Raw genomic sequence first — 14,594 nt, 5'->3', positions numbered from 1 at the left:
TGGCAGTCACCGCCCGAGCTACTGTATGCCTCATCATTTCTTGTTCATCGGCAGCCGCATAGCAGACGCATCCGCCAAATTCGTAGGCAAAATCCGCGAAAAACGTAGGTAGCCTCGTACAAAAACAGCGGCGAGCTCATCACCCCACACTTTCAATTTGGCCGACATGTTCTAGCGTGAGAGGAGTCCCTGCCCCACGGAGTCTTTGCCCATGCCCCTCGTCCGCGTCGAAATCAAAAAACACTCTGACCCCACCTTCGCCAAACGCATCGGCGAGCAGATCTACGCCGCCATGCGCAGCACCATCAACGTGCCGGAGCACGACAACTTCCAGATTCTCAACGAGCACGACGGCGAACATTTCATATTCGATCCGCAGTACCTGGGCATCCAGCGCAGCGATCAGTTGGTGATCATCCAGATCACCCTCAATGAAGGGCGGACGCTGGAGCAGAAAAAAGCCCTGTACCAGACCATCGCGCACAGCCTGAACACCCAACTGGGCATTCGCATGGAAGACGTGTTCATCAATCTGGTGGAAGTCAAAAAGGAGAATTGGTCGTTCGGCAACGGCATCGCTCAATACGCCAGTTGACAGCCCTTCGCCGCCGCCAGCATGATCGGCGGCATGAACCTTCGCCCGCTGCACCTCACCCGTACCACCACGACCGCCACCGGCGGGTCGTGGTGTTGCTGCCTGAGATGAATCCAGCGCAGTGAACCCAAGGCCCCGCCAGCAATGGACGGGGCCTTGTTGTTTCTCCCGTCCGTGCGGCTTTTGCAGCCCTCAAGGAGAAACATCATGTCCGCAGCATTGTTGATCATCGATATGCAGGTCGGTCTGTTCCATGGCCCGGAAAAACCCCACGACGGCGAACGTGTGCTCGCCAACATCCAGCAGTTGATCCGCCAGGCACGCCAGCAACACGTGCCGATCTACGCCGTGCGCCACACCGGCCCGACAGGTTCGCCGATTGCCGCCGGCAGCCCCTTCTGGCAATTGCTGCCGGAACTCGATCTGAATGCCAAGTCCGACCATGTATTCGACAAATCCAGACCCAACGCATTCCACGGCACGAATCTGGCGCAGCAGCTCAACGCTGCGCAGATCGACGACCTTTACCTGGTCGGCATGAAGACCCAGTTCTGCATCGACGCCACCTGCCGCGCCGCTGCCGATCAGGGCTTCAAACCGTTGCTGGTGGCCGACGCCCACACTTGCATGGACACCCCCGCATTACCCGCCCACATCATCATCGAGCACCATAACGCCACCCTCGGCGGAGCATTTGCACGGCTGATCAACAGCGCCGACGTGAGCTTCTGACGAAGCGCCCGCGCGCTCCCCGTTTCAGCTCCTACACTGGCTGAAGCGGGGCTGCGGCCACCATTGCCAAACCGCTCTGGAATCAGCACTCTGACACGACTTTCGCGACCACACCGTCATAGATCACAGGAGCCGCGCAATGCCCGCCACCGTTCTGGTACTGGTTGAAACCATCAATGACTATTTGCCGATTCTCGAGCATCAGGGCTTTCATCTGATCCTCGCACCAACCCCTGCCGAACGTGCGCAAGCCATCGCCAGCCACGGCGCACGGATCGACGCGGTGCTGACCCGTGGCCCGCTGGGACTGACCGCTGAGGAAATCGCCGCCCTGCCGGCGCTGAAAATCATCACCGTGATCGGCGCCGGTTATGAACACGTTGACCTGCAGGCTGCCAGCGATCGCGGGATCACCGTGACCAATGGTGCCGGGGTCAACGCTTCGTCGGTGGCCGATCATGCGATGGCGATGCTGTTGGCGCTGGTGCGCGACATTCCGCGCTGCGACGCGGCGGTGCGCCGGGGTGAATGGCCGAAGATCATGCGCCCGTCGCTGGCCAATAAACGCCTGGGCATTCTCGGCCTGGGCGCGGTGGGCATGGCGATTGCCAGGCGTGCTCACCTCGGTTTCGACATGCAGATCAGTTATCACAACCGTCAGTTGCGCAGTGATGTGCCCTATACGTTCTGCTCGACGCCAACCGAACTGGCGCGGGCCTCGGACTTTCTGATCGTCGCCACGCCGGGCGGGATTGGCACCCAGCATCTGGTGACTCGCCCGGTGCTCGACGCCCTTGGCCCGAACGGTTTCATCGTCAACATCGCGCGGGCCAGTGTGATCGCCACCGCTGAGCTGATCAGCGCCCTTGAGCAACGGCGGATTGCCGGCGCCGCACTGGACGTGTTCGATCACGAACCGCAGGTGCCGGATGCGCTGAAAACCCTGAGTAATGTGATTCTCACGCCACACGTCGCCGGCCTGTCACCCGAGGCCACCCAAGGCACGGTGGAACTGGTGGGAAAAAACCTCGTGGCGTTCTTCTCAGGGCAACCGGTGCTGACGCCCATCGCCCTGCCTCCAAGGCTCAACAACCAGCGCGTGCATTGAAAAGAGCCGGCAGCGCCCTGCTGCCGTACCTATTCGAAACGCTGATTATCCTGCAACACGCTAACCTATAAGACCGCTGCGCGCTTGTAGCTGCCCGAGTGCGCCATTAGATTAGCCAATGATGTCTGGCCTCCAAAATAAGCAGAAGGGATAAGCATGGCGCTTACTGACCAGTCCACCCGTATCCGCTCTGGCGAAGAACTCGATGCCAGCCTGATCGATCCGTATCTCAAGGCGCACATTCCGGGCCTGACCGGCACCCCGCAGATCAGCCAGTTCCCCGGCGGTGCGTCGAACCTGACTTACCTTCTGGAGTACCCGCAGCAGGAGTTCGTGCTGCGCCGACCGCCGTTCGGCCACAAGGCCAAATCCGCCCACGACATGGGCCGCGAATTCCGCATCCTCAATCAACTGCGCGACGGTTTCCCCTACTGCCCGAAAGCCTACGTGCACTGCACCGACGAGTCGGTGATCGGTGCCGAGTTCTATGTGATGGAACGGGTCAAGGGCATCATCCTGCGCTCCGACCTGCCGCCAGAACTGGGCCTCGATACGGCCAAGACTGAAGCACTGTGCAAGAGCTTCATCGACCGTTTCGTCGAACTGCACCGGGTTGACTACAACGCCTGCGGTCTCGGCGATCTGGGCAAACCTGAAGGCTATGTCGCCCGCCAGATCAAAGGCTGGAGCGAACGTTACGAAAAAGCCCTGACCCCGGACGCGCCGCATTGGGAGAAAGTCAAAGCCTGGCTCAACGACAAGATGCCGGCCGACCATCCGACCTCAAGCATCGTCCACAACGACTATCGCTTCGACAACGTGATCCTCGACCCGAACAACCCGATGCAGATCATCGGCGTGCTTGACTGGGAACTGACTACCCTCGGCGATCCGCTGATGGACCTGGGCAACACCCTCGCCTACTGGATTCAGGCCGATGATCCGGCACCGGTGCAACTGATGCGCCGCCAGCCGAGCCACGCCCCGGGCATGCTGACCCGCCGCGAATTCGTCGATTACTACGCCGAACGCTCGGGCATCCAGATCGACAATTTCGACTTCTACTACACCTACGGCCTGTTCCGTCTGGCCGGCATCGTGCAGCAGATCTACTACCGCTTCTACCACGGCCAGACCCAGGACAAACGCTTCGCGCAGTTCATTCACATGAACAAACTGCTGGAGCACATGAGCCTGCAGGTCATTGCGAAATCGAGCCTCTGACGGCCCACACCAAGGAACCCTTATGTCCAAGACTCAGTTGTTCGACCTCGACGGCAAAATCGCATTCGTCTCCGGCGCCAGCCGTGGCATCGGTGAAGCCATCGCCAAACTGTTGGCCCAGCAAGGCGCCCACGTGATCGTCTCGAGCCGCAAGCTCGAAGGCTGCCAGCACGTCGCCGACGCGATCATCGCCGCCGGCGGCAAGGCCACCGCGGTGGCCTGCCACATTGGTGAAATGGAACAGATCAGTCAGGTCTTCGCCGGGATCAAGGAACAGTTCGGTCGCCTCGATATTCTGGTGAACAACGCGGCGACCAACCCGCAGTTCTGCAACGTGCTGGACACCGATCTGGGTGCGTTCCAGAAGACTGTCGACGTGAACATCCGTGGTTACTTCTTCATGTCGGTGGAAGCCGGCAAGCTGATGCGCGAAAACGGTGGCGGCAGCATCATCAACGTCGCCTCGATCAACGGGATTTCACCGGGCGTGTTCCAAGGCATCTACTCGGTGACCAAGGCCGCCGTGATCAACATGACCAAAGTCTTCGCCAAGGAATGCGCGCAATTCGGCATCCGCTGCAACGCCTTGCTGCCGGGCCTGACCGACACCAAATTCGCTTCGGCCTTGGTGAAGAATGACGCGATCCTCAAGCAGGCACTGACGCAGATCCCGCTCAAGCGCGTGGCCGATCCGAGTGAAATGGCCGGGGCGGTTTTGTATCTGGCGAGTGATGCGTCGAGCTACACCACCGGGGTTTCGCTGAATGTGGATGGTGGGTTCCTGTCCTGATCTCTCTGACAAATGATTAACCCTGTGGGAGCGGGCTTGCTCGCGAAGTCGGAGTGTCAGGCAGCATTGCCTTGAATGACACACCGCATTCGCGAGCAAGCCCGCTCCCACAGGGGTTATCCGTAAGACAGTGACTTTGGGTAATGGCCTGACAAAGTGCACCGGCAAGCACCCCTACAGCACTACTGCGTGACACACCGGGTGGTGGTGATATGCCGGGTGACCTGCTCGTCAACATACATATCGCCCGACACCTGAGTGTTTTCCAGAGTCTGACAGGTACGCACCGGCGGTGGTGGCGGTGCAGCAGGAGGCGGTGGCGGAGGACTGGCGCAGCCGCTCAATAGCGCGATAGAGAAAGCCAGCGACAACGGCAGATACACGTGTTTCCCAGGATTATTCATAGGACGACCCGCGATGAATGGAAGAGCCACTTCCGCAATCGCGCACGAATACTGCGGATGACGGAATACCTGACCACTCATTCTTTATAGCCGACCACCCTGTAAGCGCCAGTGAAATGGAGGGGGGATAAGGGAATTGGCTGTCGATTTTGCGGGGAGTAACTCTGTGTGGGAGGGGTACATCAACAAGATTTTTTTGACTGGAAGGTCGCCATCGCTGCAAGCCAGCTCCCACAGGGGTTGAGTATTCCTGACTGAAATGGGTCAGCTGTCAGGCCGCCTTCGCGAGCAAGCCCGCTCCCACAGTTGGAATGGGTTTGTTCAGTTGTAAATGGGTCGGCTGTCAGGCCGCCATCGCCAGCAGGCTGGCTCCTGCAATTCAGAGAGCGAGCCCCCATGCGGCGAAGCCGCCCCACTCAACACAATGAGCGTTAGCTCGAGTACCGCTTTTGATCTGAGGGCCCGTCGGCAGGCTGAGTGGAGGGATTTGTCCGGGGGTGGGAGCGCAGCGATCGTTTGGCGCAGCCAAACACAGCGAGAGGAGGTGCAGCGAAGCAAACCGTAGGCGCTGCCCCCCGGATGAATCCCGCAGCGAAGGAACCCGAGCCCAGGCGAGGGCCGAACGTCAGGGTAAAGCCTTTTTGGTTACTTTTTCGGCGTCTGGAAAAAGTGACCCGCCGTCAGGGCGGAACCCTAAGCAGCCATAACCGCAGCAACGGATATACACCCAAAACAAACCAACACCAAAACCCTAGGCCATATCCGGATCCCGAGCAGCCCGCAAAGAATTGCTCTCCAACTCATACCGCAACTCATCAACCAACGCCGCCACAGCCTCCGGCGTACGCAACGCATTGAGCTTCAACCCACTGATCACCAGATCCACCTGCCCCGAATCCGGGTGATACAACTTCACCGTCAGCGAATGATCCCCATCCACTGAACACTCGCACGCCAAGGGCGAAAAACTCTGTTCGAGGCTGGCGCGCAACTGCGCAAGATTCATCATGGAGCCTGTTCCTTTAGCTGTTTCGAAGGGAGACGATCCCAAGCCAACAGGCTCGTATCGCACCCCAACAGACTAAGAACTGCCCTATCTCACCAGAACCTGCATTTGCACCGCATCAGCTAGTGCATTTGCACCTACCGCTGCCCCTTCGCGCCGCGCTCGCCAGAAAACAGACCACGCTCCCGCGCCCAGACAATCGCCTCGCTGCGACTGTGTACATCAAGCTTGGAATACACGGTCGCCACATGATTGCGCACGGTGTTCGGCGCGAGTTTCAGGCGGGCGGCAATCTCCTTGTCAGCCAGCCCTTCGCAGATCAGTCCCAGCACGTCGCGCTCACGCGCCGTCAGGTCAGTGAACGACACGCTCGGCAGTTGCGGCGAGTTGACCTTCTTCACATTGGCCAGTTTTTCGATCAGCGTCCGGCTGAACCACGAAGCGTCTTTCATCACCTCTTCAATCGCCGCCACCAGCTCCAGCTCGGTGCGCTTGCGTTCGGTGATGTCCATCAGCACCAGCAGATAGCACGGCGTGTCCTGAATATTCACGGTGTCGGCAGACACCGCGCACTCCAGCAGATCCGCGTCCTTCTTGCGCACCCGCACATCGACCCGATCCACTCGTCCGCTTTTCGCCAGGGCGGTCAGCAGTCGGGTCCGCGCACCATCGTCGTCAATGAAATTGAGCTGCGTCACGGTTTTGCCGACGACGTCGTCACTCTCGTACGCCAGGGTGTCGAGGAACGCCTGATTGACATCGATCACTTGCTGTTCGTCGGCGGTACAGATCAGAATCGGCACCGGAGTCAGGCGGAACGCCTTGGCGAAGCGCTCTTCGCTCTGACGCAGCGCCACCTCGGCCTTGTGGCGCAGCTCCATGTCGACAAAGGAAAACAGCATGCAATCCTCATCATTGAGCACCAACGGTTGCCCGGCAACGATCACTTGCTTGCTGCCGCCATCGGGCAGGCGCAGTTGAGCCTGCATCTGCGGAATGGTCGCCACATCGCGCAGGCGCTGGATCGCCAGATCCTTTTTTTCGGCCTGTTCGAAGATGTCGATTTCATAGGCCGAGGTGCCGATCACCTGCTCGCGGGTGTAACCGGTCATCTCCAGAAACCCCGGATTGACCTTGATGTAGCGCAAATCGCTGAGGCGGCAGATCACCGCCGGCGCCGGGTTGGCATTGAAGGTCTTTTCGAAGCGCTGCTCGGCGTTGGCCCAATCGGTGACGTCGCTCATGATCAGCACCAGTGACTCCGGCTGCCCTTCGCGGTCGGTCAGCACCATGCTGCGCACACTGTGCACCCAGACCCGTTCCGGGTCATCCACGGCATGCATCTCGATCAGTAGGTCGCTGAACACTTCACAGCGCGCGACGCGGCTGATCGGATAGTTCTCGGGCGGCAACAGATGATTGTTGCGATACCGCAGAGTGAAGCGCTTGGCATACTCGTCGGCATTAGTGCCCAGCTCACCGATCCGGCTGACACCGTGCATCGCCAGCGCCGCCTCATTGGCCCAGAGGATGCTCTGATCGAGCTCCAGCAGAATCACCCCGTCGGACAGCCCAGCAATGATCTGCTGCAGCTGGCGACGGTTGGTTTCAGTGGTCAGGACTTCCTGGCTCATTGGATCTCCACAGGGAATTCGCGTGTGAAGATTACGACCGCAGGCGTTCGTGATCGTGCCGAACACTTCAACAACACCACAAATCCCTGTAGGAGTGAGCCTGCTCGCGATAGCGGTCTGTCAGCCACATCAACGCTGACTGACACACTGCTATCGCGAGCAGGCTCACTCCTACAGGGGATCAATGGTGATCTGAAGATTCCACCAACTCCCGCAACGTATCGAGAAACAGCTTGAGCACCGGCGAGGCATCATCCGCCCGGTAAGTCGCATACAACGGCACCTCCGGCAGCGCCGGTGTCAGCTTGCGAAACACCAACCCCGCCGGGGCCAACTGCTCGATAGAAGCAGGTAGCAGCGCCACCCCGAAACCGGCGCGCACCAGACTGAGCAAGGTCTGCACCTCGATCACCTGCTGGCGAATCTGCGGGGTGAATCCGGCCTGAATGCAGCACTGATAAAGGAAGTTGGCGAACCGCGACTGCTTCAGTTCCAGCGCGACAAACGGCTCCTGCGCCAGATCCGCTGGCGCCAGCACTTCGCGCCTGGCCAGCGGATGATCAGCCGGCATCACCACATGAATCGGCTCGTAGATCAGCAGTTCATTGCGCAACAGCGGATCGTCATAACCGACGCGGAACACGCAGGCGTCGATACGCTTTTCCTTCAACGCCTTGACCTGCGCCGCCGGGGTCATTTCATGCAGGCGCCAGTTCACCTGCGGATAGCGCTCACGAAACAGGTGCAGGGCTCTGGGCAGCACGCCGACCATCACCGAGCTGATCATGCCGATTTCCAGCTCGCCAAGCTGCCCGCGCCCGGTCTGGCGCGTCAGATCCAGCGCCCGTTCCAGTTGTTCGAACACCAGCGGCGCCTGCTCCTTGAGCATCTGCCCCGCCGCTGTCAGTTCGACCCGGTGGTGACTGCGCTCGAACAACGGCGTGCCCAGCTCCTCCTCCAGCAGGCGAATCTGCTGGCTCAGCGGCTGCTGGCAGATGTGCAGGCGCTCGGCGGCCCGGCCGAAATGCAGCTCATCGGCCAGGGCCATGAAGTACCGCAGCAGACGCAGGTCCATGGCGGCTTACCCCAGACTCAGCGGTGTCGAACGCTGGCGCACGCCGGTCAGCGCAAACAAGGCGTTGGCAATCGCGGGTGCCACCGACGGACTGCCCAACTCGCCTACGCCACCGGGCTTGCCCGGCTCGCCATCCAGCACCACGATGTCGGTGGCCGGCATGTCCGACATCCGGGTCACGCGGTAGTCGTGGAAATTGCTCTGCACCACCCTGCCCTGTTGAATGTCGAGGCGATCAAACAACGCATGACCAAGACCCCACATCAAGCCGCCGTAGATCTGCTCCTCGACCCCGCCGGGCGAAACCGCCAGACCGCAATCGACCACACAGGTCAACTTCTCGACTTTCGGTTTGCCATCGACCATCGCGACCCGCGCCACCACCGCAATAAAACTGCTGTAACCCTGATGGGTCGCAATCCCCAGCGCAGTGCCCGGAGGTAACGGCTGGCCCCATCCGGCGCGTTCGGCAGCCTGTTTCAGCACCGCCACATGCCGTGGCCGCTCCTGCATGTTGGCCAGACGGAACGCCAGCGGATCCGCGCCTGCCGCATGGGCCAGTTCGTCCATGAAACTCTCGACGGCAAACACATTGGGAATAAAGCTCACCGAGCGATACCAGCCGCTGGGCACATGGCTTTCGTGCTTGACCCAGTTCAGCTCCAGATGCGGCGGACGGTAGGCGAAGTCCCACGCGGTGATCGCTTCGGTGGTGCTGTAATCCATGTGATCCGGGCGTTCGAAATAGCCCGGCTCCCACTGCTCCGGCGAGGCCGGTGACACCGCGTGCAGTTGCAGTGCGTTGAGTTTGCCTTGGGCATCCAGCGCGCCTCTGACCCGGTGCAGCGTCGCCGGGTGATTGAACAGTGCGTGCATCTCGTCTTCGCGGCTGTTGAGCAACTTCACCGGCACGCCGGTGTGTTGCGCCAGATACGCCACCTCGAACAACCAGTATTTGGCCTCCCGCGCGCCGAAGCTGCCGCCGGACACCAGCTCATTGATGGTGACCTTGTCCTTGGCGATCCCGCACACGGTTTGCGCGGCTTCCAGCGCCGAGGACGGCACCTGCACGCCGCCCCAATAAGTGATCGCCTTGTCCCGCACGTGCGCGGTAATGCAGATCGGCTCGAGCGGGTTCTGCACCTTGTACGGCATGCGGTAATCGGCTTCGAGCAGTTGCGCCGCGTGCGGCCATTGCGCGCCGACATCGCCATGCGTCATGACTTTGATGATTTGACTGTTCGGGTCGGAAATAGCGGCAGCCTGGGCGTTGGCCAGTTCCGCGCTGTCGAACCCGGCCAGCGGCGAATCACTCCATTTGATCTCCAGCACTTTGCGCCCCTGCTGCGCCGCCCAGAACGTGTCGGCCAGCACCGCGACGCCTTCCAGATTGCCGCCGAGCACGTCCGGGCGCCCGGGGATTGCAAGCACCTGGCGCACGCCCGGCACCTGCAATGCCGCCGCCGAATCCACGCTGACGACTTTCGCCCCGACCACCGGCGCGCGCTGAATCACCGCCACCAGCATCCCCGGCAACTGCACGTCGATGCTGTACTTGAAGCGCCCGCAGACCTTGGCCGTGGCATCGCGTTTGTGCCGCAGTTTGCCGATGTATTTGAACTGCGTCGGATCCTTCAGCGTGACACTGGCCGGCGCCGGCAAATGCGCCGCCACGCCGACCAGTTCGCCGTAGCCGAGGCTGCGTTTGCTGGGCAGATGAACCACCCGACCTTCTTCGGTGCTGCAGCTGTCGGGGCTGACTTTCCATTGCTGCGCTGCCGCCGTGATCAGCAGCGCCCGCGCCTTGGCCCCGGCCATACGCAGGCGCTCGTATTCGAGAGACACACTGGTGCTGCCGCCGGTGGAGAAGACTTTCCAGACCGGGTGAATGTAGGTCTCGAAGAACGGATCTTCCGGGGTGATCACCTGCACGGTCATCGGGTTCACATCCAGCTCTTCGGCCACACACGCGGCCAACGCCGTTTGCGTGCCGGTGCCGGAATCGTGTTTGTGCACCACCAGTTTCACTGTGCCGTCGGGGAAGATCCGCACCCAGGCGTTGGGCCCGAATTCGGTGGCCGGCGCCGGAGCTTTCGGGTCGCTGGCGGCGCTGCCGGAGGGCAGATACAAGGCAATCGCCAGGCCCGAAGCCACCGTCGCCGCTTGCTTGAGAAACACCCGCCGTGACGGTTCGAGCAAGGTGTCGGCGCGCAGGCTCATCACGCCTCCTTCGGCGCGTTCGCCGCACGTTTGATCGCTTTATTGATCCGCCCGTAAGTGCCGCAACGGCAGATATTCCCCGACATCGCATTGCGGATCGAATCGTCAGTCACCGCCGCGCCGGTGTTGAGCAGCGCCGCGGCGGACATGATCTGCCCGGATTGACAGTAGCCGCATTGCGGCACATCTTCGGCGACCCAGGCCAGTTGCAGCGGATGGCTTTCGTTTGGCGACAGGCCTTCGATGGTGGTGATGCTGTGGCCCGCGACGGCGGCCAGCGGCAACTGGCAGGAACGCACCGCGACACCGTCCAGATGCACGGTGCAGGCACCGCACAGGCCCATGCCGCAGCCGAATTTGGTGCCGGTGAGTTTCAGTTGATCACGCAGTACCCATAACAAGGGCATGGAGGGGGACGCCTCATCCAGCTCGCGTCGTTCGCCGTTAACCGTGAATGCGATCATTGTAAGGCTCCAAAAGAGCGGCCCGTCTTTGTGCGGGCCTGGTGACCGATTATTGGAAGCCCACGCAACACGCGGCCAGCGACGATTTCTGCCAACCGGTGTAAGCAGGACTAACAACATGTACAAGCGATACCCGTCGGTGCAGTCCATGAGCGCGTTCATCCAAGCGGCGCGCAGCGGCAGTTTTTCCAGCGCGGCGCGCAAGCTCGACCTGACCCACAGTGCGATCAGCCAGCAGATTCGCGCACTGGAAGATTTCATCGGTCAGCCGTTGTTCGTACGTGAGGGCGGCGGCAGCAACCTCACCGATGCCGGGCAGTTGTTTGCCAGCGTGCTAGCGGACGGGCTGGCGCAGATCGACCGGGCCCTGTCCTCGGTGAAAAACCGCAGCGTGGCGCAGCGCCTGACCCTGGACGTCGACAGTGAACTGGCGCAGAGCTGGCTCAATCCGCGCCTGCCGGAGTTGCTCGACGGACTTCCGGATTACGAGGTGACGCTGCTGTCGATGCCGCGCAGTGATCGCAGCACGTTTGAGCGGGTCGATCTGGCGTTGCGTTACGGCTATGGCGATTGGGATGACTGCGAGATGACGCAGATCTGCGGCGACCGGGTGCTGGCGGTGGCTTCACCGGCGCTGCTTGAGCGCTATGGTTTGCAGGTGCCGTTGAGCCCGGCGCAGATTCTTGAATTGCCGCTGTTGGGCTATACGCGGCGCTCGTGGATACCGTGGCTGGATGCGGCCGGAATGCCCCCGGTAGAGCCAGCGGCGCGGGTGATTTTCGATAATGCAGCGAACCTGATTGCGGCTGCCGAAGCCGGGGTTGGTGCCGGGCTGGTACGCGGCTTACTCGCCGCCGATGCGTTGCGCAATGGGCGGCTGGTGGCGTTGAACGAGGCGCAGATTGCTGCGCATTACAACCTGTATGCGGTTTGGCCGCATGGGCAGGCCGAGCGGGTGGCGCCGGTGGTTGAGGTGATCCGGCAGTTGGCTTTGCGTACGCAACACTGACGCCTTCGCGAGCAGGCTCACTCCTACAATTGGAATGTGCCCCCCCTGTAGGAGTGAGCCTGCTCGCGATAGCGCCGGCACAGTCTCCACAAATGTAAAACCAAAACCATATCGCCCAAGTATCACCACCGCGCCCAATTAATATTGTACGAACCCCTCCCCCCTTTCCAATACTCGCCCTCAGCAACCACCCACCCGGGCCGGATGCGAACAGGCGAGGGAATGCGCGAGTGCTGCGCATAGAAATGGCCGATAGCCCGGGGCGTGGATGCCGAGAGCCGCAAGGCTCCCTTCCCCGCTATCAGGAGATCGACTTCAATGATCATCGATATCAGCTGCTATCCCACGGATCTCGTGGACCTCGCCTGGAGGCATGACGGTGACCCGTTCACCGGCGAGCGTTTGCTGGAGATGATGGATGGCCCGTACATGGTCAACGGCAAACCTCGCCGGATCGACAAAGCCTTCATCCAGCCGCCGCAGGGCAACACCATTTACACCTGGACCGACGGCGAACTCTCGGGCCGTGAATCCATCGACGCCTACATGGCCTACACCCTGAAAATGGTGCAGACCTACCCGGATCGTTTCATCGGCTGCTTCGTCTACAACCCGCGCTGCGGTGTGGAAAACGGCGTCGAGGCGATCGAGCGCTACGTCAAGGAGCACGGTTTCAAGATGGTGCAGATGCAGGCCAATATGCACGCCTACCGGCCTGATCGTGCACTGGACTGGGTGCGCCCGTGCTTCGAGAAATGCGCCGAACTGGGCATCCCGGTCAAGCTGCACACTGGCGACGGGCCGTACAGCATCCCCTCGGAATGGGTGCCGATGATCAAGGAATTCCCCAACGTGAATTTCATCATGGCCCACTTCGGCGTGCAGACCGGCGGGGTCTACGTATTCGAACCGATGCAATGGGCGATGGAACTGCCCAACGTCTATTGCGAATCCGGCTGGTGCCTGCAATCGCGGATCGTCGAGTTCGCCAAGGTCTTACCGACGCACAAGATCCTGTTCGGCACCGACACCCCGCCGAACGAACCGGGCATGTGGCTGCGCCTGCTCGAAGTGTTGTGCCACGAGCCGCCGCAGGGCCTGAACCTCGACGAGGACACCCTCGAAGAATATCTGGGCAACAACACCGCGCGGATGATCGGCCTCGAACCGACCCCGCCGCCGCGTTCCGTTTCCGAAGCAGAGGCGCAACTCAAGCGCCCCGTCACCACGCAACTGGCCAGGAGCTGAACCGATGATCATCGACACCCATCTGCACCCCACCAATCTGGTCGACGAGGCCTGGCGCCACACCGGCGAACCGTTCACCGGCGAGCGCATGCTCAAACTGATGGACGGCCCGTACATGATCAACGGCAAACCGCGCCGCATCGACATGGGTTTCATCCAGCCGCCACCGGGCAACACCGGTTATCGCGACGGTAACCGCCGGGGCCGCGAGGGCGTGCGCGACTACATGTCGTATGTCGCCGAACTCTGTGTGAAGTACCCGGATCGCTTCATCGGCAACTTCAACTTCAACCCGCGCTGGGGACCGGAAAACGGTGCGGCGGAGCTGGAATTCCACATCAAGGAATACGGCTTCAAGATGCTCAAGCTGCACGCCAACATGCACGGCTATCGCCCGGATCGGGCGCTGGACTGGTTGCGCCCGGCAATGAAAGTCTGCGCCAAGTACAACATCGTGGTGCTGATCCATACCGGCGACGGCCCGTACACCATTCCGACAATGTTCTACCCGATCATCCGTGAGTTCCCGATGGTCAATTTCATCATCGGCCACTTCGGCATCCAGACCGGCGGCAACTACTCGTTCGAGGCGTTCTGGATGGCGATGGACACGCCGAACGTGTACTGCGAATCGGGTTGGTGCTTCCAGTCGCGGATCGTCGAATTCGCCAAGGAGCTGCCGCGCAACAAGATCGTGTTCGGCACCGACTCGCCGCCGAACGAACCGGGCATGTGGCTGCGCGAACTGGAGGTGTTGTGCTCACCGGCACCGCAAGGTCTGGGCATCGATGAGGATCATCTGGAGGACTACCTGGGCAACAACATCGCCCGTTTGTGCGGGATCGAGCCGACGCCACCGCCGAAGGATCTGGTTGAGGCGGATATTCGCCTGACCACCACGTACTTGTAGCCACACACAACCCATGTGGGAGCGGGCTTGCTCGCGAAAGCGGTGCGTCATTCAACAATGAAGGTGGCTGATCCACCGCATTCGCGAGCAAGCCCGCTCCCACATTGGGGCCGTGTTACGACAGTTACACAGCGACTTTACAGGCACGAAGATGACCCGGCGTTCCCTCGACCGG

13 protein-coding genes are annotated in these 14,594 nt (G+C 61.1%); 8 read left to right on the top strand and 5 right to left on the bottom strand.

The annotated features are described in order from the left end of the window. Positions 1-211: 211 nt before the first annotated feature. The 5 genes from V3W27_RS18385 to V3W27_RS18365 all read left to right on the top strand — a co-directional run bounded on the left by V3W27_RS18385 (position 212) and on the right by V3W27_RS18365 (position 4,449). Entirely contained in the window at positions 212-595 is a 384-nt protein-coding gene (locus V3W27_RS18385) for a tautomerase family protein (RefSeq protein WP_330207210.1), read from the top strand. Positions 596-802: 207 nt separating this feature from the next. Continuing rightward, positions 803-1,327, top strand: coding sequence for a cysteine hydrolase family protein (locus V3W27_RS18380; RefSeq protein WP_330207209.1), 525 nt, complete (start codon positions 803-805; stop codon positions 1,325-1,327). 139 nt (positions 1,328-1,466) lie between these two features. Continuing rightward, entirely contained in the window at positions 1,467-2,435 is a 969-nt protein-coding gene (locus tag V3W27_RS18375; RefSeq protein ID WP_139055953.1) for a 2-hydroxyacid dehydrogenase, read from the top strand. Between the two features lie 156 nt (positions 2,436-2,591). After that, positions 2,592-3,659 (top strand): phosphotransferase family protein, encoded by a 1,068-nt coding sequence (locus V3W27_RS18370; RefSeq protein WP_330207208.1) that lies wholly within the window; start codon positions 2,592-2,594, stop codon positions 3,657-3,659. Positions 3,660-3,681: 22 nt separating this feature from the next. Beyond that, positions 3,682-4,449, top strand: coding sequence for an SDR family oxidoreductase (locus tag V3W27_RS18365; RefSeq protein ID WP_007965755.1), 768 nt, complete (start codon positions 3,682-3,684; stop codon positions 4,447-4,449). A 1,155-nt stretch (positions 4,450-5,604) separates the two neighbouring features. On the opposite strand, the gene V3W27_RS18360 is transcribed toward V3W27_RS18365, so the two are convergent. The 5 genes from V3W27_RS18360 to V3W27_RS18340 form a co-directional block, all read right to left on the bottom strand. Further along, the gene (locus V3W27_RS18360) at positions 5,605-5,862 is read right to left on the bottom strand and encodes a DUF1652 domain-containing protein (protein WP_027613184.1); all 258 of its coding nucleotides are present in this window, start codon (positions 5,860-5,862) and stop codon (positions 5,605-5,607) included. A gap of 134 nt (positions 5,863-5,996) precedes the next feature. Beyond that, complete coding sequence (locus V3W27_RS18355) at positions 5,997-7,493, bottom strand: helix-turn-helix transcriptional regulator (RefSeq protein WP_330207207.1); 1,497 nt, start codon at positions 7,491-7,493, stop codon at positions 5,997-5,999. Positions 7,494-7,674: 181 nt separating this feature from the next. Then, a complete protein-coding gene (locus V3W27_RS18350) occupies positions 7,675-8,568 on the bottom strand; it encodes a LysR family transcriptional regulator (protein WP_330207206.1) in 894 nt (297 codons plus the stop codon). Positions 8,569-8,574: 6 nt separating this feature from the next. Continuing rightward, positions 8,575-10,788 carry a xanthine dehydrogenase family protein molybdopterin-binding subunit gene (locus tag V3W27_RS18345; RefSeq protein WP_330207205.1) on the bottom strand — a complete coding sequence of 738 codons (2,214 nt, stop codon included), beginning with the start codon at positions 10,786-10,788 and terminating at the stop codon, positions 8,575-8,577. Then, positions 10,788-11,252, bottom strand: a complete 465-nt coding sequence (locus V3W27_RS18340; RefSeq protein ID WP_103369144.1) for a (2Fe-2S)-binding protein — start codon at positions 11,250-11,252, stop codon at positions 10,788-10,790. The genes V3W27_RS18345 and V3W27_RS18340 overlap by 1 nt, the downstream gene beginning before the upstream one ends. A gap of 118 nt (positions 11,253-11,370) precedes the next feature. Here V3W27_RS18340 and V3W27_RS18335 point away from each other — a divergent pair, with 118 nt between their 5' ends. From V3W27_RS18335 to V3W27_RS18325, 3 genes are all read left to right on the top strand, one after another. Continuing rightward, on the top strand, positions 11,371-12,261 hold the full coding sequence (locus tag V3W27_RS18335) for a LysR substrate-binding domain-containing protein (RefSeq protein WP_150369615.1): 891 nt from the start codon (positions 11,371-11,373) through the stop codon (positions 12,259-12,261). A 318-nt stretch (positions 12,262-12,579) separates the two neighbouring features. Further along, positions 12,580-13,509 carry an amidohydrolase family protein gene (locus tag V3W27_RS18330; RefSeq protein WP_007965237.1) on the top strand — a complete coding sequence of 310 codons (930 nt, stop codon included), beginning with the start codon at positions 12,580-12,582 and terminating at the stop codon, positions 13,507-13,509. A 4-nt stretch (positions 13,510-13,513) separates the two neighbouring features. Further along, entirely contained in the window at positions 13,514-14,419 is a 906-nt protein-coding gene (locus V3W27_RS18325; protein WP_003224037.1) for an amidohydrolase family protein, read from the top strand. Positions 14,420-14,594: the final 175 nt, after the last annotated feature.

It is taken from the genome of Pseudomonas sp. AM14(2022) (genome assembly GCF_036346455.1).
Lineage (GTDB): Bacteria > Pseudomonadota > Gammaproteobacteria > Pseudomonadales > Pseudomonadaceae > Aquipseudomonas > Aquipseudomonas putida_A.
The sequence above is the reverse complement of the archived record's forward strand: the minus strand, read 5'-3'. Positions and strand labels throughout refer to the sequence as shown.